This is a genomic window from Caballeronia temeraria, assembly GCF_001544795.2.
GTDB lineage: Bacteria > Pseudomonadota > Gammaproteobacteria > Burkholderiales > Burkholderiaceae > Caballeronia > Caballeronia temeraria.
Window position 1 is genome coordinate 205,556 of the sequence record NZ_FCOI02000009.1, and the last position, 15,978, is coordinate 221,533.

A 15,978-nucleotide genomic window follows, 5' to 3' on the forward strand; every position below is an offset into this window, starting at 1 on the left:
GCTTCGAGGCAAACACCGGTCTCGACGGTGCCGGCGGCCCGCAGTTCGTTACGCGGACAGCGCCGCGAGGCATTCGTTGTAGACGTCGAGCGCGGGTTGCTGGTCGTCCTCGGGCAGCGAGCCGATCATCGAAGCATCGGCGCTGAGCGTGTCGATGTCCTTGCGGGAGCGCATCAGATCGATAAGTTGCTGGGGCGCGAACTCGGGCGCGTTGCTCTGCGGGGCCTGCTTCGGCGCTTTCTTGCCGCTCGCCTGTTTCGCGATGTCCTTGAGCGTCGTCGATTCGCCCGTGGTCGCGGGTTGCTCCATCTCGAACCACTCGCCGGGCGCGCTCATGCCGTCGCGCAGGCTCGCATAGATGCGCTTCAGCGTCACGACCTGCGCCGGCTGGATCGATTCGAGGCGACGCTGAATGCGCTTCTCGACGTGCTCCTTCGTCACGCCGAACTGCTCGAAGGCGGTGACGATCTTCTGGATGCCTTCCGGGCTGACATCCGCCTTCGTGTTGAGCGTGACGTTCGCCTGCTGCATCGCGGCGTCGACGACGTCGCCCGGGATCTGCGCGAGAATGCAGGCGCGCACGCGGCGCTGCGCCTGATTCGCAATCAGTTCGTAGATGTCGCGCTCCTCTTTTAATTTGTAGCCGCCGCTCTTCGTATCGCGCCAGTGCCGCACGATGAACTGCAGTCGCTTCGACGTGCGGCTCTCCAGATCGACGCAGAATGCCTCGACTTCAGAAAACGGAACGCCGGTTGCATCGACGCCGCGCGAGCGCTCGCGGAACCCGTGTTCGATGTTTCCCCACTGCTGCGCCATCGCTTCCGCCGCGCGGATGCTCGGCCCGCTGATGTCGGAGCCGCCGCGGCTGAACTGATACTGGCTCTGCTCGGCGAGCGTCAGGCGCGTGAACGCGTTGAGGATGTTGTCCATGTTCCTGACGACATCGCGCGGGAACTGCTGCGCCATCAGATATTTCACCTGCGTTTCGGCGAGCTCGCGGCTCTGGTCCTGGCGCGCGCCGGCGGTGTCGGTGACGACGGTTTGCCTTGTTCCGAATGGCGATGCAACGAGTTCGGTCATATTCAATCCTGAAACGCCCACGAGGGCAGGGTGATCAAAGAAATCTCTTTCGAGTAGCCGGGCCATTCGCCGGTCTCGACGCAGCGCGCATACGTCCGCAGGTTGCGCTGATATTCCGCGCGGCCCTGCGCCTTCGAGGGATCGTCGAGCATCATTGCGTGCGCGGCATAGGGCCATTCGGTTTCGACGGCGACGAAGATGAACGCGAGCACGTCACGCCCGCTGGCCGCGGCATAACCATCGGTGTAGAAGGCGTCCTGCACGTGGTAACGCTTGCGCGCCGCCTGCCGTGCGAACTCGCTCGCTCCGGCGCTGCTGAATGTTTTCACGTCGACGAGAATCGCAGCGGCGTCGGTCGCCTCGTAGATCCAGTCCGGCCGGCAGCGGCACGCGACGCCGGTCTCGGGATCGCGCCAGAACGCGCTCACTTCAGCGCGTCCGCGCGACAGCGCCTCGCGGATATCCGGCAGCGCGCGCACCGATTCAGCCTGGCGCATCGCCGCGTCGTATTGCCCGGGCGATATCACGGTGACGCCCTGCGTGCGCTCGTTGAATTCGCGCCACCACGCCATTGCGCGGATGCTCGCCTCCGAAGGTTTCGCTGCATGCCACTGCGCGTCGGTCGGGCGGCGCGGCGCATCGTTGGGGATCGTCACGTAGCGCTGCGCGAATTCATCGGGCTCCAGAATCGCGCAGTGCGCCAGATTGCCCTCGAGCTGTCCGGCGCGCTCACGCGGCGCCGGCCGATTCGGATCGCGGTGCAGCGCGAAAAAATGCGCGGGCGAAACGTGCAGATCGTCGAGTCCCGACTTCGAGACGTCGGGGAGTGCGTGATACTGCTCGATCGTGAGGTCGGACCGGATCAATGCGACTTCCTGCGCGCGTCGGCGTGGCCCTGGCGGTACGCGAAGTCGTCTTCGAGCGGCCCGCTTCCGCGCATGGCATCTCGCCAACCGCGCTGATGCGCGCGAATCATGCGGGCCTGGAAGTTAGCAAGGCACTCGACGAGCGCGCCACCCGGCAATGCGCGCAGCCCGGACGGTGTCGTGATTTCACGCGACATGACTGCCTCCCGCAGGACCAAAAAACGCGACGATGTCCGGATGGCGACGAGGGACGATTTCGGCAAGTTTCTGAGCGCGATTTCGCGCTTCTTGCTCGACGAGCGGAACGCGCCGTGTCTTCGACTTCTGCGTGGCATCAGGCTTATCGCCGAGCGCCCAAATGCGGGACGGTCGACCGGTCGATCGCGGCGGCACGATCTCCACGACATGCACGAGCTTCGGCTTCATGCGGTGCAGGCGCACCATGCGTGAGTTGATCGCGTTCGGTGTCTCCCCGAGGACAGCGGCGAGTTCGGTCGCCTCGGCGCGCCCGAGTTGTTTCAGTGCTTCGAGTGTCTGACGTCGCGTCTCCGAAAAATTCGTACGCTGCGACGCATGTTTCGCCTTGCTCAAAATCAGTCGTACTCCTTAAATAGTCCGATGCGTTCAATCGGTCGCAAACTTGATGTTCCAGTTCACACATTCGCGCGTCCTGCTGTCGATGCGCCCGCCGGATCATCGTGCCTGGAACCGGCGCTAGGGCGGCCGCCGATCAAACCGCGGCTACAGCACGGAGGCAGTGCTTCACAGTCCAGATGCTGGCACGGATGTTTGCTCTTGCCTCGTTGAGTTCGATGTCGGTGACCGACATTTCGAGGGCATCGCGCGCGGCTTCGAGCGTGTCGAGCAGCTTCTGCATGTCGTGCTTGCTCATGCGTCCTCCGCAGGTTCGCGCAGTCGCGCTTTGAATTCGGCAATTTCGCGGTCCACCACCGCGTTGAACGCGCTGCGCATGATGAGAACGATCGTCGAGTTGTGCTCCGCCGTGTCACCGTTGCACAGCGCTTCCATCAGCGCGCTATGCCGGCCCTCGGGCATGTCGTCGAGCGCATCGAACACTTCGTGTTCAAGCACTTCCAGACTAATTGCTGCGCGGAGCTGCTCGTCGTCAACGACGTCGAAACGTGCAAGATCACGATCGATTGCGCGGTCGCGCATTGCTTCGGTTCGCGGAATGGATTGCATGGCTCACCCATCTTTCGTGACACGCAGCGCGGGACGCGCGGGTGGTGTCGATGGCTTAATAATACCAAATAGTATTGATGTGTCAACACCAAATGGTAATTTAACTTTCGTCGCGGGAGAGAAAGGCCGCGGTCTCAGTGAGCGCGTTGATCGCCAGCATTCTGTTTTGGCGATAAGTTCCAGAGCGACTCACGCGGTGCGTGCCGTCTTCGTTCGGCACAATCAGGATGTGATTCTTGGGAAGTTCAGGAGGAGGCGGAGGCGTGCTGGCGCCTGACGTGCCACTGCCGTGACGCGGTCGACGCGAAAAAAACGCCCTACCGTCGATGACTGTCATCACACGCGTCCTCGGCATGCCAAGGCGACGGCTTGCGATACGGTCCTTGCTGAATTTGTCCGGTGGAGACGATGCGCCGTGCCGTGGAGCGGGCTGAAGTGTGCTTCTGAGTTAGTTAGACAGCTCACTTGTTTTTGGAATATTTCGCTCAAACCGGATAAATATGAAGCATAAATTACTCGGTTATACCGCGAAATGGCAGCGGATATTGTTGGTGGGTAGCCTAATTGTCAGCACGCAGCGTAAAGAATTGTCAGCGCGCAATTATTGGCGAACAGGATGATTTGGTGCGCTCAACCCGACACTTTGAGGGCCCGGGTGCCGCGGCAGAAAAGAAAAGAGCCGCTTTCGCGGCTCTCAGCATGCTTTCTTTTTCGTTGCGATTGATCGGGGTCTCCCGACGGAAAAAGACTCAACCTCGTCCCCAAAGCCCTCTTCCGTGTGTTTGATCGCGGCGCTTGCACGCTTCGCGCGCAGCACCTTTTCCAGAACTTCGATAGCCGTCACGAGATCGTTTTCGCTGACGGAATCCAGAGCGGCGATGATCGCTCCGGCCTGTGGGCTGACGTAGCCCGCGCCGTGCGCCTGTTTTTCGTCCCGAGCCTCGTCCAGCCAGCCCTCCGGGAGATGGAGCGCGACCTCGATCTTTCGGGCCTTTTTCTCGCCGAACGACTTCCTGCCTCCCAGGATTCCGGAAATCTCGCTCTGGTTTTCGCCGGACGCGCGCAGAAACTCGGCCTGACTGCCCTCGTACTGAGCGTCGATGAGTTCGCGCAAGCGAAGTCGGCGGATGTCGGCAAGGTTCATAGAGAAATTATCCGATCCTATTACTAAAAGGTAAAACACCAAAAAGTATCTAAATAAGAGAACCGTTTGGTAATATTCTTCGTATGGATACTCTTCGAACATTTCTCAACAGCCTTGCGCCGGACGAGCAGGATCGGTTTGCCGCGGATTGCGGCACGTCGCTCGGCTACATCCGCAAATGTATCAGCGGTGGCGGACGGTTCAGCGCAGCGCTTTGCATCGCTATTGAGCGAAAGGCGCGAACCGCGCAACCGGATCTCATCGTGCGTTGCGAAGATCTGCGCCCCGATTTGCTCGACGACTGGCTGTATATGCGAAACAGCGGGTGCGCGGAGGTCGACAGCGCCCAGGGAATCTCAACGCCGATCACGGCAGGGGAGATGGCGTGAAGCGGTCAGCCCCCCGTAGTGGAGGGCACCGTCGGAACGACCCGGCGCACCGGAGCGCCGTGCCCGGACGTGAACCACGTAGAGCCGCGCATTCCCTTGAACTCACGATTCGCTCGCCGTGACCGCGAGCGCGCACAGTAGCTATGGCCCGTATTCGTTCGATCAAACCAGAATTTTGGACTGCAGAGCAAGTCATGGACTTGTCACGCGATGCGCGGCTCGCCTTCATCGGCCTGTGGAATTTCTGCGATGACGCCGGCATCCATCCGGCGAAACTGAAGACACTGAAAGCCGAGGTCTTTCCGGCAGATGACCTGACCGGCGACGATGTTCGCCGAATGGTCGACGAATGCATCGCGGTCGGTCTCGTTGACGAGTACGACGTGGACGGAGAGTTCTACTGGCTCGTCACCGGCTGGCACCACCAGAAGATCGAGAAGCCGAGTTTCAAACATCCCACGCCGGACGGCACGTACCCGGACGGCGCGGCGAAGCGCCGGCAAACCCGCATGAAAGCGCAAAAATCGTCGACTGTGCATGGAGCAGTCGGCGACGAGTCGGCGCGCGATGGCCGAGTCGTCGCCGAACCCTCACCCCCGGAGAGGAGCGGAGAGGAATGGAATGGAGAGGAATGGAGTAAGGAGGTTCCAGGAAGCGCTGAAGATGCGCGTGCGCGCGGGCGCGAAGGAACGCCGCCTTCGGCTGATCGCGCTGTCGACATCGCGGTGTACTTGCGTCGGCGGGGCGTGATTGGCGCGAACAGCGCGAACCCCAACATCGCTGCGTGGGCAGATGACCTCAGGGTGACAACGGAGATTCTCGATGCAGGGCTGTCCGTTGTCGCTTCGCGCAATCTCAGCAAGGCGATCGGACCGAACTATCTCGCGCCGATCATCGGTGATCTGTTGAATCCGAAGGCATCGGCGAAAGCGCGCGGCGCTCGGCAGCGTGAGCAGCCGAGCCGTCAGGAGACGTTGGAGCGCCGGAATCGAGAAGTCGCCGAGCAAATCGCAAGGGAGTATCAGGATGCAAACCACTGAAATCGGCCGCTTCACGGCGATGCTTTCGGACGTCTATGCCTTTTACGGCAAAGAACTGTCGGCGTTCGCCGGGCGCGTCTGGACGCAGGCGATGGGTCCGTTCGACCTCGAGGCCGTCGCCGATGCGCTCAACCGCCATCTGCTGAATCCGGACGCGGGCCAGTTCCTGCCGAAGCCGGCGGACGTCGTGCGAATGCTTGATGGCGGCACGCAGGACGCGGCATTGCTCGCGTGGTCGAAGGTCGATCGCGCGTTGCGCGAGGTGGGCGCATATCGCAGCGTCGTCTTCGACGATCCTGTCATCCATCGCGTGCTGACGGACATGGGTGGATGGATTCCTCTGGGTCAGAAAACGGAAAACGAATGGCCATTCGTGCGGAACGAATTCGTCAATCGGTATCGAGGGTATCGGATGCGCAGCGAGGTGCCCGCTTATGTGCCGGTGCTGACGGGCATTGCCGACGCGCAAAACACGCGGACCGGGCAGCGCAGTCAGGAGCCGATTCTGATCGGCGATGCGGCCGCGGCGGAGCGAGTTTTCAGAAGCGGTTCTGACCAGCCTCTGCTGGCAGTGACGCCGCGCAGTGCGCCCGTCACGGCATTGGCCGATGCGGTCGCCGCGTGAATACGCAGGCAAGGAGGGCGAGGACATGAACCCGAGCGTCGCGGACGGGTGCTGGTCGTCGTCGGGAGACTGAAATGAACGTCACGCAACTCGCGGGTTCGCTGCCGCGCGATCCGCGATTCCGCGAGTGGATGTCGGACTGTTGCGGGCAGACCCTCGACGAATCCGGATGCGCGCAGATGATTCGCGAGTTCTGCGGCGTGACGAGTCGGCGGGAGATCGCGACGGATGCGCAGGCAACGGCAGCATTCGAGCAGTACGTGCGAAGGCCGTTCGTGAGATGGCGAGAGCAGCGGGATGCGGAACGGATTCATGGATGAATGGGCACGGGTGCATCGGCTCGTCGCGACGCTTGGCACGCGCTGAAGTCGAAGTTTCTCGAAGGAGCGCCCTGAATTGTTCAGGTGATGCTCAGAAATGTTCAGGTGATGTTCAGGTACATCACGATGCGGTTTGATTTACAGAACGGCGCAGGCGCCGGATTCAATACGAGGTAGGCATGAACGCCCCAACGAGGTACCGCCAGAGCAACGAGGCTCACGAAGACGCCGGCCCCTCAACCGGCAAGAGGGTTGCTCTCGCATCCGCGCCGGCGTCGGCATCGATCGAGATGACCGACTTGAGCTTCAAGACGGGACGACAATCGCAAGCCCTGCGAAAGAGGCGATCGACGCGCGCCATGATCGGACTGCTCCTGCAGATTGTCGGCGCGCTCTTCGTTGGTCTCGCAGTGCTGGGTTCGCTTGGCGTGATCGACATGCGCGTGTGCATCTCGAGCGCGGGCGGGTGTAATGCGCCGGCGCCCGTCGGCTCGGCCGGAAGGATGCGCGCGTGAGCACGCTCATCGGCACGAAGATTCGCGGTGCGACGCGCACGCTGCGCTCGCGCAAGGCCGCGCCACTCGAGCCGTCGCAACGCAAGATGGTCGGTGCGAAGACACCGACCGCGCCGAGTGCGCTGGAGGAAGCGTTCGCGCTTCAGGTGCGCGCGGCGAAGTTGCCGGCGCCGGTGCGCGAGCATCGGTTCCACCCGACGCGGCGCTGGAGGTTCGATTTCGCGTGGCCGGTATCGCGCATCGCGGTCGAGATCGAAGGCGGTACATGGAGCGGCGGGCGACACACACGCGGCAGTGGATTCGAGGCGGACTGCATCAAGTACAACGCGGCGGCTGTCCTCGACTGGCGCGTGCTGCGCGTGACGGGTTCGATGGTGAAAGACGGTTCGGCGCTCGCAGCAGTGCGCCAATTGTTGAGTGAGACTTTACGGGGATAGCATGCAGACGGACGAGATCGACGACCTGCTGGTGGACTGGTACGGGTGGAGCAGCACATACCAGGGTGTCGCGGGCTACGCGCGCACGGACGCGACGTGCCGCGGCTTCCGGATCAGCCGGCAGTGGGATGACCTGTCGGACACGGTCGACGCCCAACTGCGTGAGAGCGTCGGCAAAATTGTCGAGCCGATCGTCGAGCGCCTCGACATTCGGCTGCGGATCGCGGTGAACACGGCGGTGCGCAACTTCAGAGCCGGGCGCACGGTGTTTCGGAATCCGCGCTATCCGGAAACGCAGGACGCGGACTATGCGAAGGCGAAGCAGGTGATGAGGCCGCAACTCGCGGCCCGGAATCTTGTTCGGGGCCTTGTAAACCCGGAGAAAATTTCGTAGTATCTGCGCCGAGGGGAGAGTTGCGTCTGACGAAAACGCGGCTGTGGCGTAGGTCGATCGAAATAGCACCGCAACGCACTGCTAAGGCGGCGACGAAAGGTTCGATCTCTAGCCGCAAACCCGCATTCAAGTCCAGCGCATCCACCCGCAATACATTCCGCCCAGACAGCTCACGCCTCTGGGCGTTTTTCATTTCCGCGAGCGTCGTTTAGCAATCGGGATGGACTGCATATATTTGTCGCCCTGTCGGTTGTCGCGGGTTTTCGCCGCAACTAAATCCGTGAGGCAAGCCGCCAGAGGAATTCGCCAGGAGTCCAGAGGCCTCGCTTCGGAAGACGCGAGCGAAGCGTTCGCAAGGGCACGAAGATTTCTATAGCCATGACGACAGTCAGCCTGCGAAATGATCCGAAGCCTGATCACTGGCACACGCTCACCTTACCATTGGAGAATCCTGCGAATGGGATGCCCCTGCAAAAAGCGGCTGCCTCCGCCGCCGCCGAAGAAGCGATGAAGCTGAATCCTTGTGATCGCGACGACAGCCGCATCGGCCGTGCGCTCGTGTGGCTCACGCTCGGTACGGACTGCCGGTGTTGCATCGGCACGCGGATCGTGGTGGCGTCGATCATTGGACTGGCTGTCGGGGCGGCGCTCGGCAGGCTGCTTTAAGCAAAATGGCGACGGCCAAACAACTCCGGTTCGTCGACGAGTTCATGGTCGACCGCAACGCCTCGCGCGCGTACCAGGCGGCGGGCTACACGGCGAAAGGAAATTCGGCGGAAGTCGCAGCATGCCGGCTGCTGCGTGATCCGGAGATTCAGGCACTCGTTGAGCAACGCGAGGCCGATCTGCGTGAACGCGTCGAGGTTCGGCAGGAGCAGGTCGTCGACTTGCTGTGGGACATCGCGCGCGCCGATGCGAACGATCTGATTCAGCACCGGCGGCTGTGCTGCCGCTACTGCTACGGCGATGGTCATCGATATCAACGCACCGCAGGCGAGCGCGAACGCGACGTCGCGTTGTGGGAAGCCGAGCAGCGCGAAGCACAAGACGATGCACCCGTGACCGCCTTCGACGAGATGGGTGGCATCGGTTATCACAAGCTGAAAGCGCCCAATCCGGATTGCCCGGAGTGCTTCGGCGAGGGCGTCTCCGACATCTTCATTCCGGACACGCGCCTACTGACCGGTCCGGCGCGCACGCTGTACGCCGGCGTGAAGGTCATGAAAAACAGCATCGAAGTGAAGATGCATTCACGCGTCGATACGCTGAACAAGGTCGGGCAGCACCTCGGCATGTTCAAGGAGGTGCACGAGCACCGGGGCGCGGTCGGCATTGTCGACGTGTCGGAGCATGTCACCGCGGACATGAAAGAGCGTGTCGCGAAGGAAATGTTGCGCGGCGCAGGGTATGCATTCGATGACGAGTGAAGAGACGAGCACGATGCTGGTCGCGGCGCGCGACAGCCTGATCGTCTACAGCCTCATGGTCGACGCGCGATACCGCGCGAACAGGTTTCACCGCTTCCTGGCGGCGGCGCTGGAGAAAGCGGTCACCGAGGGACGTGGGCGAATCATGGTGTTCGCACCGCCGCAGCACGGCAAGAGCGAGATCGTCAGCCGCAAGCTGCCCGCGTGGATTATGGGACGTCATCCGGACTGGCCGATCATCGCGGCGAGCTACGGCGATGATCTGGTCGAACTGAACGGCGGCGCCGTGCGCGGGATGGTCGCGTCTCCGATGCATCGGGCGATCTTTCCGGAATCGCAGATCGACCCGAGCAACAGCGCGAAGCGCGACTTCAAGACGACCGCGAGCGGCCACTATCTTGGTGTGACGATTCGAGGCGGGGGCACCGGTTTTCCGGCTCGCTGCATGTTGATCGACGATCCGTTCAAGAGCCGCGCTGAAGCCGAATCCGGCACGTTCCGCGAGCACGTAAAGGACTGGTATCGCTCGGTCGTGTCCACGCGACTCGCCGAGGACTCGATCCTCATCGTCATGCACACGCGCTGGCATGAGGACGATCTCGCGGGCTGGCTGCTGCGCGAGCACGCACACGAAGACTGGACCGTCATCAACCTGCCTGCGATCGCCGAGGAAGATGACGCGATGGGACGCAGACCCGGCGAGCCGCTCGTGCCCGAGCGCTTCAGCGCGAAAGCGCTTGATCAGAAGCGCATCACGGTGGGCAGCCGCGAGTGGGTGGCGCTTTATCAGCAGCGGCCGGCGCCGAAAGGCGGCGGCGTGTTCCGAAAAGACTGGCTCAAGTTCTACGAGCAGAAGGACTTGATGCGTGCAGTCTGGATGATGAACAGATATCTGTTGATCGATCCGGCGCGCACGCAGAAGAAGACGAGCGACTACACGGCGATCATCGTCGTGGGTCTGCATGTCGATGGCAATTACTATCTGATCGATGCGATCTACGACCGCCTCACGCTGAAGCAGCGCGGGGAGACCGTGATCGACATGCATCGCAAGTGGACGCCTGCGCTGACCGGCTACAAGCGGACCGGCCACGAGCAGGACATCGAATACCTGAGCGAGGTCCAGGGCCGAGAGAACTATCGGTTCGGCGTCGTAGCGCTTGCCGAAAGCGGCTCGAAAGAGGACCGCATCAAGCGCCTTGCGCCGAATTTCGAGGCGGAGAAGTGGTGGTTCCCTCGAACGATGTGGAAGACAGGAAGCGACGAACAGCCGCGCGATCTGATCGCTCAGTTCATCGACGAGGAATACGCCGCATTTCCAGCCGGCAGGCACGACGACTTTCTCGACTGCCTGTCCGGCATTAAAGATATCGACGCGCGCTGGCCGATGGGCGCGCCGCAACGAAGCAGAAGCAAAAGCAAAAGCGAGGGATTTATCGTATGAGCGTCTCCCTGATCGGGATGAAGGCGAAGCCCGGCAGGGAGCTGCCGCCACCCGGCGCGCGCTTTCCTGACGTTGTCGAGGAACAGGCGAGTGCGCCGATCGCGGATCTGGCCGCATACGTGCGTGAATGCTTCGACGCGAATCAGCGGCACCGCCAGTCGTCCGGCATCGAGGAAGTCATTCTGCAATGCACCCGGCAGCGCAATGGCGAATACGATCCCGACGACAAAGCGAAGATGGGCAACGTCGACGTCTTCATCAACGTGACGGGGCTGAAGTGCCGCGCCGCGGAGTCGTGGCTGAAGGACGTGCTGGTCAATGTCGAAGCTCAACCGTGGACCATTTCGGCTACGCCGATTCCCGAGTTGTCGGCCGACCTGATTTCGCAGGTCGAACAGCTCGTGAGGGCGGAGATCGTGGCGCGCGGTTATGCGAGTCCGTCGCTTGATTCCGCACGCGCGAGGGAGTTGAAGAAATCCGCACTCGACGCGATGCAGCAGCTCGCGGCGGACGCGTGCAGCCGCATGAGCGACAAGATCAACGACCAGCTCACGGAAGCGAACTGGAAGGCGGTGTTCGAGCAGTGGCAATCGGACATCGTGACGTACCCGGCGGGCATCATCAAGGGGCCGGTCGTGCGCACGCGGCGCGCGCTGCGCTGGATCGGCAACGAGCTGATTCCGGACAGCGAGGCGGCGCTCGCAGTCGAGCGTGTCGCACCGATCGACTTCTATCCGTCCGCTGAAGCGACGAATCCGCAGGACGCGAACTCGGTGATCGAGCGCATGCGGATGACGAAAGCGAAACTGTACGAGTGCATCGGCCTGCCGCACTTCGATGAAGCCACGATTCGTCTGTGTATCGCGGAGTTCGAATTCGGTTTCCGTGACTGGTTGTCGAGCGATGCCGCAGTCGCTCGCGACGAGAAGAAAGACGGCGCGCTCTGGGGCGACAGCGAGACGATCGACGTGCTCGATTTCTGGGGGCGCGTGCAGGGCAGCAAGCTGATGGAGTGGGGCGTCAGAGTCGACGATCCCGAGGCGCAGTACGAAGCGAATGTGTGGCTCGTCGGCGACTACGCGATCCGCGCGCTGCTGAATCCCGATCCGCTCGGCCGGCGGCCGTACCACAAGACGAGCTTCAATCGGTTGCCGGGTCAGTTCTGGGGCGAAGGCGTGCCGCAGATGATTCGCGACATTCAGCGCTCGGCGAACGGTGCGGCAAGGTCGCTGTTGCGAAACATGGCGTACGCGAGTGGCCCGATGGTCGAAGTCGACATCGATCGCATGGATGACTCCGAGGACGATCCCGAGAAGATCGTGCCGTGGAAGGTCTATTTCGTGAAGCCGAGCAGCGCGCCGGGCGGCAGCAGTGCCGTGCGGTACGTGGTCGCGCCGAGCATTGCGGGCGACCTGATGAGCATCTTCAATCGCTTCCTGCAACTTTCGGACGACTACAGCGGAATCCCTGCGTACACGTACGGCAATCCGCAGGTGGGCGGCGCAGGCGCGACGATGGGCGGCCTTTCGCTGCTTTACGGCGGCGCACTGAAGGGCATCAAGTCGGCGATCATGAATATCGACCGCGACGGAATCGAGCCGCTCATCACGCAGATGTGGACGTTCAACATGCTGTTCGATCCGGACATGTCGCTGAAGGCCGATGCGAAGGTCGTGGCGAACGGCGCCGAAGGCATCTTGCAGCGAGAGCAGGGACAGGCGCGCAGCATCGAGACGCTTCGGACGATTACGCCGTATGTGCAAGGCGGCGCGATTCCGCCGCAGGCTGTGCAGGACATTCTGCGGCAGTGGCTGTCGGGTCAGGGCTTCGATGTCTCGCACTGGTTCCCGAACAGTGGAATCGATTCAGAGATCGCGGCGGCGATGGGCGCCCAGACCGCGGTCAACGCAGCACCGCAACCTGGTCCTGTCCCCGGTACGCCCCCGCCGGCGCTCGACGGGCGACAAGCGTCAGTCCTGCAGGTGCAGCAGCAAAGTCAAATACCGGCCCCACCAGGGGCCGCTTCTTTTTGAGGATCACGATGAGACTGGATGGCTACCCCGTGGAAGCGGGTGATCGGGTCTACGACCTTTTCTTCGGCGACGGTGTCGTGAAGAACCTTTTGCCGGACGGCCGGGCGAACGTGGCCTTCGGCGTGCGCTCGTTCACGTACGACGAGCGCGGCGTCGGGCAGCACGGCCGCCGGTCGCTGTACTGGCACAACCCGATCATTCTCGTGCCGCAGAAGGACGACGCGCAGTGGGCGCTTCAGCGACGCCTGAACACGGCGATCGCGAACGAACTTCAGCCGGGCCGGGTGTGACATGGCGATCCAAACGATAGCCGGTCACAACGGACTGCGCGCAGCGGCCGATAGCGATCAGTGGCTGCTCTTCGGGCCGTTCAGCGAATCGAACGTGTCGCGCAATGTCGAAGTGGGCGCAGTGCCGATCGTCGTACGTGCGTTTAACCTGCAGGCCGAAGATGTCGTTCTCGTCGAAATGATCGATGGCGACGGCGCCGGTTCGATGTTTTCTCCGTTCTGCCCGTTCGACGGGCAGTCGACCCTGACGATGAAGCGCAATGTCTTGCCGATCGGCTTGCCGGGGCGGTATCGCTTCGTGCTTCAGCGAACGGACGGCGGCTCACCGGCGCTCGGACTGGTAACGGTGCGCGCGTCGCAGGCACCGATGTCGCATGAGTTCCTGGGCGCCTACCTGAAGTGCGGGAGCAGCACATGAGCCTGAACGGCGGCGGCGCAAGCCGCACGAAGCGCACGGCGTTCATGGATGTGCAGGAGTTGTTCGGCGCGCAATCCGTGAGCGAGGTTTCGCCCACGATTCAGGTCGACGACGAGCCCTACATCATCCGCGCGCACGGCCTGGGTGCGGGCGAAAGCGTCGCGGTCGAGATGGTCGATGGACCGGGCGAGGGCAAGTACACAACGCCCTACATGATGAACGGTTGTCAGGTCAGGTTGACGCGCAAGTGCAACCTGACGGTCATCGCGATTCCGGGGCGCTATCGCCTTATTTTGAATGGCGCAGTCGGCGTCGCGTATGTGACCGCGATCAAAGCGTCGACGACGCACGAATATCTTCTTGGAGCAATGAACATGGGTGGCTGCTGCGGCGAATCGCCGACGACACTGCCGCCGTCCGGTCCTGCCGGCGGCGATCTGACTGGCACGTATCCGAATCCGCAGATCATCGGGCTCAGCGCGATCTCGCGCATCCTCGGCGACGCGAACGCCAAGACGCTGCTGGAACAGTCGATCAAATCGCTGTTTCCGGCCGTGAACGCGGGCGACGTCGCGGGCGCGATCTCGAGGGACGCGAATGCTCAGGCGACGTTGGCAAATGCGCTGTGCGGCGCGCTCGCGTGCTGCATCGATGACGCCACGAAGCAATGGCAGCGAACGGACGATGAGATCGCTGGCGTCCTGAAGCGCTGCGACGGATCGAAACACGTCGCGGGCAACGCATTGCCGACGTGCCAGGAAGTCGACGACAAGATCAGCCAGGCGGTCGGCGGCGTCACGGTCGATAAGTTTCTCGACCTCGTTCAATACGATCCTGCGACGCACACCCTGACGCTCGCGGTGCAAGGTGGCGAGACGTTCACCGTGAATCTCAGCGATCTGGTTCCGGTGGTCGCAAGCTCGCAGAGCATCAATGGCGATGGGACTGCAGGCGCGCCGTTGTCGGTTCGCGTGAAGGCCGGTGGCGGCATCACGATCGCGTCGGATGGCCTGGCCTTATCGCCGGGCGCAGCATCGGCGCCGAACACGAGTTCCGGCGACGAACTGCCGACGGCAATCTACGGCGCTCGCGATGCCTTGCTGGGCAAGCCCGATGGCTGGATGTCGATCAATGGCAAGCGCGTGCCGTACTGGAACTGAGGATAAGCATCATGACCACGAAAACTCCGATCGTGCTCGACAACGGCAAGCACGTGCCACTCGCAGATGGCGACACTTTGCCTTCAAATGGGCAACCCTCCGTGCGCTTTTCGATAACCCTGCGATCGGGCGAAATGGAGGTATTCAATTCCGGCTACGACGTCTGGAATGGCCAGTGGGGACTCGGGAATTGGGGCGACAAGAGTGCGACGATCGATGCATCGACCGGCGCAATTGTCGTTCCAGTCGGCGGGATGTATCGGGTGACCGGAATGATGTCCGGGACGGCCGCTGCGAACGGTACCATTTCGGGCTATTTGAATCAGCCTAAGGACATATGCGGGGACCCTGCGTACCCGCATCCGTACTACTTCGGATGCAGAACGGCCGTTTCTGCTGGTTTATGCATTTTGCCGTTCGCGGGGGTCGTCGGGGTGGGTACAGGGAATAAATTTTCGCTCTATCTGGCGCACAATTTCCAACTGTCTGGTGACAGCCATTTGAACTTCGAATTGATCGCCTGATGCCATGAACAACTCGAAATCCACTCCCAAGCCGCGCTGAGGTAGGTGATCTATGTCAGCTATGAGCCCGATCGTCCTAAACGACGGCAAGCATACCCCGCTCTCGAATGACGACACGCTGCCGGCGAGCGCAATCCCAATCTCCCAGGATGCGGGCAATACGTTAGCACGGCACGATGACGGTCTGTATGTACCGCAATCAACGCCGAAGATTCTGGTGGCCTTTTCGATTGCGCTTCGTCCGGGCGAGATGCAGGCGTTCAACTCTACGTTCAACGTCTGGAACGGCGAGTACGGGCTGGGCAATTACGGAAGTCAAGCAGTGACGATCGATGCGACCACGGGGGCGGTGATCGTGCCTGTCGAGGGCATGTATCGGATGACCGGCATGATCGTCGGATCGGTCAATCCCGGAGGTTCGGCGTCGGCGTATATCAATAGCGCGAGAAATGAGATCAGCGATCCTGCGTACCCCTTCCCGTTTTATACCGGCTGCGCGACTACGCTGGCGGCGGGACAATGTACGTTCGGCTTTACCGGGCTTGTTGGCCTGAGTCCGAATCGAAAGTTCTCCATATATCTATCGAACAACCTGTCGCCAAATGATCCGTACTGCCGTTTGAGTTTCGAATTGATTGGCTGACTTCGAGCAAGCATCGAGGAGAGGTT

Annotated in this window: 24 protein-coding genes; 16 read left to right on the top strand and 8 right to left on the bottom strand. The window is 61.9% G+C overall.

The annotated features are described in order from the left end of the window. Positions 1–48: 48 nt before the first annotated feature. The 8 genes from AWB76_RS15905 to AWB76_RS15930 all read right to left on the bottom strand — a co-directional run bounded on the left by AWB76_RS15905 (position 49) and on the right by AWB76_RS15930 (position 4,293). Positions 49–1,080: a hypothetical protein gene (locus tag AWB76_RS15905; protein ID WP_063936352.1), complete on the bottom strand. Its 1,032-nt coding sequence runs from the start codon at positions 1,078–1,080 to the stop codon at positions 49–51. Between the two features lie 2 nt (positions 1,081–1,082). Next, on the bottom strand, positions 1,083–1,946 hold the full coding sequence (locus AWB76_RS15910; RefSeq protein WP_061161078.1) for a PD-(D/E)XK nuclease-like domain-containing protein: 864 nt from the start codon (positions 1,944–1,946) through the stop codon (positions 1,083–1,085). Beyond that, positions 1,943–2,143, bottom strand: a complete 201-nt coding sequence (locus AWB76_RS15915) for a hypothetical protein (RefSeq protein ID WP_061161079.1) — start codon at positions 2,141–2,143, stop codon at positions 1,943–1,945. Before AWB76_RS15915 ends, AWB76_RS15910 begins: the two co-directional genes overlap by 4 nt. Then, positions 2,133–2,390, bottom strand: coding sequence for a hypothetical protein (locus AWB76_RS40935; RefSeq protein ID WP_157696136.1), 258 nt, complete (start codon positions 2,388–2,390; stop codon positions 2,133–2,135). Before AWB76_RS40935 ends, AWB76_RS15915 begins: the two co-directional genes overlap by 11 nt. A 286-nt stretch (positions 2,391–2,676) precedes the next feature. Next, positions 2,677–2,838, bottom strand: coding sequence for a hypothetical protein (locus AWB76_RS40940; RefSeq protein WP_157696137.1), 162 nt, complete (start codon positions 2,836–2,838; stop codon positions 2,677–2,679). Beyond that, the gene (locus tag AWB76_RS15925; RefSeq protein ID WP_157696138.1) at positions 2,835–3,149 is read right to left on the bottom strand and encodes a hypothetical protein; all 315 of its coding nucleotides are present in this window, start codon (positions 3,147–3,149) and stop codon (positions 2,835–2,837) included. The genes AWB76_RS40940 and AWB76_RS15925 overlap by 4 nt, the downstream gene beginning before the upstream one ends. A gap of 100 nt (positions 3,150–3,249) precedes the next feature. Further along, positions 3,250–3,486 (bottom strand): hypothetical protein, encoded by a 237-nt coding sequence (locus tag AWB76_RS40945; RefSeq protein ID WP_157696139.1) that lies wholly within the window; start codon positions 3,484–3,486, stop codon positions 3,250–3,252. A gap of 357 nt (positions 3,487–3,843) precedes the next feature. After that, positions 3,844–4,293: a hypothetical protein gene (locus tag AWB76_RS15930; RefSeq protein WP_061161082.1), complete on the bottom strand. Its 450-nt coding sequence runs from the start codon at positions 4,291–4,293 to the stop codon at positions 3,844–3,846. 83 nt (positions 4,294–4,376) lie between these two features. Here AWB76_RS15930 and AWB76_RS15935 point away from each other — a divergent pair, with 83 nt between their 5' ends. The 16 genes from AWB76_RS15935 (at position 4,377) to AWB76_RS16010 (ending at position 15,952) form a co-directional block, all read left to right on the top strand. Next, positions 4,377–4,682 (top strand): helix-turn-helix domain-containing protein, encoded by a 306-nt coding sequence (locus AWB76_RS15935; RefSeq protein WP_061161083.1) that lies wholly within the window; start codon positions 4,377–4,379, stop codon positions 4,680–4,682. Between the two features lie 194 nt (positions 4,683–4,876). Beyond that, the gene (locus AWB76_RS15940) at positions 4,877–5,722 is read left to right on the top strand and encodes a hypothetical protein (RefSeq protein ID WP_061161084.1); all 846 of its coding nucleotides are present in this window, start codon (positions 4,877–4,879) and stop codon (positions 5,720–5,722) included. Next, positions 5,709–6,347, top strand: a complete 639-nt coding sequence (locus AWB76_RS15945) for a DUF6475 domain-containing protein (RefSeq protein WP_061161085.1) — start codon at positions 5,709–5,711, stop codon at positions 6,345–6,347. Before AWB76_RS15940 ends, AWB76_RS15945 begins: the two co-directional genes overlap by 14 nt. A gap of 74 nt (positions 6,348–6,421) precedes the next feature. Continuing rightward, positions 6,422–6,667 carry a hypothetical protein gene (locus tag AWB76_RS15950; RefSeq protein ID WP_061161086.1) on the top strand — a complete coding sequence of 82 codons (246 nt, stop codon included), beginning with the start codon at positions 6,422–6,424 and terminating at the stop codon, positions 6,665–6,667. A 359-nt stretch (positions 6,668–7,026) separates the two neighbouring features. After that, on the top strand, positions 7,027–7,182 hold the full coding sequence (locus AWB76_RS41620) for a hypothetical protein (RefSeq protein ID WP_167357760.1): 156 nt from the start codon (positions 7,027–7,029) through the stop codon (positions 7,180–7,182). Next, the gene (locus AWB76_RS15960; protein WP_244173377.1) at positions 7,179–7,619 is read left to right on the top strand and encodes a putative endonuclease domain-containing protein; all 441 of its coding nucleotides are present in this window, start codon (positions 7,179–7,181) and stop codon (positions 7,617–7,619) included. Before AWB76_RS41620 ends, AWB76_RS15960 begins: the two co-directional genes overlap by 4 nt. A gap of 1 nt (position 7,620) precedes the next feature. After that, positions 7,621–8,013, top strand: a complete 393-nt coding sequence (locus AWB76_RS15965; RefSeq protein ID WP_061161088.1) for a hypothetical protein — start codon at positions 7,621–7,623, stop codon at positions 8,011–8,013. Positions 8,014–8,475: 462 nt separating this feature from the next. Continuing rightward, positions 8,476–8,679, top strand: coding sequence for a hypothetical protein (locus tag AWB76_RS15970; protein ID WP_061161089.1), 204 nt, complete (start codon positions 8,476–8,478; stop codon positions 8,677–8,679). A gap of 5 nt (positions 8,680–8,684) precedes the next feature. After that, positions 8,685–9,440: a terminase small subunit gene (locus AWB76_RS15975; RefSeq protein WP_061161090.1), complete on the top strand. Its 756-nt coding sequence runs from the start codon at positions 8,685–8,687 to the stop codon at positions 9,438–9,440. Further along, on the top strand, positions 9,430–10,884 hold the full coding sequence (gene terL, locus AWB76_RS15980; RefSeq protein ID WP_167357761.1) for a phage terminase large subunit: 1,455 nt from the start codon (positions 9,430–9,432) through the stop codon (positions 10,882–10,884). The genes AWB76_RS15975 and terL overlap by 11 nt, the downstream gene beginning before the upstream one ends. Continuing rightward, positions 10,881–12,917 carry a portal protein gene (locus tag AWB76_RS15985; RefSeq protein WP_157696141.1) on the top strand — a complete coding sequence of 679 codons (2,037 nt, stop codon included), beginning with the start codon at positions 10,881–10,883 and terminating at the stop codon, positions 12,915–12,917. Before terL ends, AWB76_RS15985 begins: the two co-directional genes overlap by 4 nt. 8 nt (positions 12,918–12,925) lie before the next feature. Beyond that, a complete protein-coding gene (locus AWB76_RS15990; RefSeq protein WP_157696142.1) occupies positions 12,926–13,207 on the top strand; it encodes a hypothetical protein in 282 nt (93 codons plus the stop codon). Positions 13,208–13,301: 94 nt separating this feature from the next. Next, positions 13,302–13,625, top strand: a complete 324-nt coding sequence (locus AWB76_RS15995) for a hypothetical protein (protein ID WP_167357762.1) — start codon at positions 13,302–13,304, stop codon at positions 13,623–13,625. Further along, complete coding sequence (locus AWB76_RS16000) at positions 13,622–14,785, top strand: hypothetical protein (RefSeq protein ID WP_061161095.1); 1,164 nt, start codon at positions 13,622–13,624, stop codon at positions 14,783–14,785. Before AWB76_RS15995 ends, AWB76_RS16000 begins: the two co-directional genes overlap by 4 nt. Before the next feature lie 11 nt (positions 14,786–14,796). Further along, positions 14,797–15,309, top strand: a complete 513-nt coding sequence (locus AWB76_RS16005) for a hypothetical protein (protein WP_157696143.1) — start codon at positions 14,797–14,799, stop codon at positions 15,307–15,309. Positions 15,310–15,370: 61 nt separating this feature from the next. Further along, complete coding sequence (locus AWB76_RS16010) at positions 15,371–15,952, top strand: hypothetical protein (RefSeq protein WP_061161097.1); 582 nt, start codon at positions 15,371–15,373, stop codon at positions 15,950–15,952. Positions 15,953–15,978: the final 26 nt, after the last annotated feature.

Bases quoted from the DNA above. Each gene is read 5' to 3' on its own strand.
- AWB76_RS15905 (WP_063936352.1), bottom strand. From the start codon at position 1,080: ATGACCGAACTCGTTGCATCGCCATTCGGAACAAGGCAAACCGTCGTC.
- AWB76_RS15915 (WP_061161079.1), bottom strand. From the start codon at position 2,143: ATGTCGCGTGAAATCACGACACCGTCCGGGCTGCGCGCATTGCCGGGT.
- AWB76_RS40935 (WP_157696136.1), bottom strand. From the start codon at position 2,390: ATGGTGCGCCTGCACCGCATGAAGCCGAAGCTCGTGCATGTCGTGGAG.
- AWB76_RS40940 (WP_157696137.1), bottom strand. From the start codon at position 2,838: ATGAGCAAGCACGACATGCAGAAGCTGCTCGACACGCTCGAAGCCGCG.
- AWB76_RS15925 (WP_157696138.1), bottom strand. From the start codon at position 3,149: ATGCAATCCATTCCGCGAACCGAAGCAATGCGCGACCGCGCAATCGAT.
- AWB76_RS40945 (WP_157696139.1), bottom strand. From the start codon at position 3,486: ATGACAGTCATCGACGGTAGGGCGTTTTTTTCGCGTCGACCGCGTCAC.
- AWB76_RS15930 (WP_061161082.1), bottom strand. From the start codon at position 4,293: ATGAACCTTGCCGACATCCGCCGACTTCGCTTGCGCGAACTCATCGAC.
- AWB76_RS15935 (WP_061161083.1), top strand. From the start codon at position 4,377: ATGGATACTCTTCGAACATTTCTCAACAGCCTTGCGCCGGACGAGCAG.
- AWB76_RS15940 (WP_061161084.1), top strand. From the start codon at position 4,877: ATGGACTTGTCACGCGATGCGCGGCTCGCCTTCATCGGCCTGTGGAAT.
- AWB76_RS15945 (WP_061161085.1), top strand. From the start codon at position 5,709: ATGCAAACCACTGAAATCGGCCGCTTCACGGCGATGCTTTCGGACGTC.
- AWB76_RS15950 (WP_061161086.1), top strand. From the start codon at position 6,422: ATGAACGTCACGCAACTCGCGGGTTCGCTGCCGCGCGATCCGCGATTC.
- AWB76_RS41620 (WP_167357760.1), top strand. From the start codon at position 7,027: ATGATCGGACTGCTCCTGCAGATTGTCGGCGCGCTCTTCGTTGGTCTC.
- AWB76_RS15965 (WP_061161088.1), top strand. From the start codon at position 7,621: ATGCAGACGGACGAGATCGACGACCTGCTGGTGGACTGGTACGGGTGG.
- AWB76_RS15970 (WP_061161089.1), top strand. From the start codon at position 8,476: ATGCCCCTGCAAAAAGCGGCTGCCTCCGCCGCCGCCGAAGAAGCGATG.
- AWB76_RS15975 (WP_061161090.1), top strand. From the start codon at position 8,685: ATGGCGACGGCCAAACAACTCCGGTTCGTCGACGAGTTCATGGTCGAC.
- terL (WP_167357761.1), top strand. From the start codon at position 9,430: ATGACGAGTGAAGAGACGAGCACGATGCTGGTCGCGGCGCGCGACAGC.
- AWB76_RS15985 (WP_157696141.1), top strand. From the start codon at position 10,881: ATGAGCGTCTCCCTGATCGGGATGAAGGCGAAGCCCGGCAGGGAGCTG.
- AWB76_RS15990 (WP_157696142.1), top strand. From the start codon at position 12,926: ATGAGACTGGATGGCTACCCCGTGGAAGCGGGTGATCGGGTCTACGAC.
- AWB76_RS16000 (WP_061161095.1), top strand. From the start codon at position 13,622: ATGAGCCTGAACGGCGGCGGCGCAAGCCGCACGAAGCGCACGGCGTTC.
- AWB76_RS16005 (WP_157696143.1), top strand. From the start codon at position 14,797: ATGACCACGAAAACTCCGATCGTGCTCGACAACGGCAAGCACGTGCCA.
- AWB76_RS16010 (WP_061161097.1), top strand. From the start codon at position 15,371: ATGAGCCCGATCGTCCTAAACGACGGCAAGCATACCCCGCTCTCGAAT.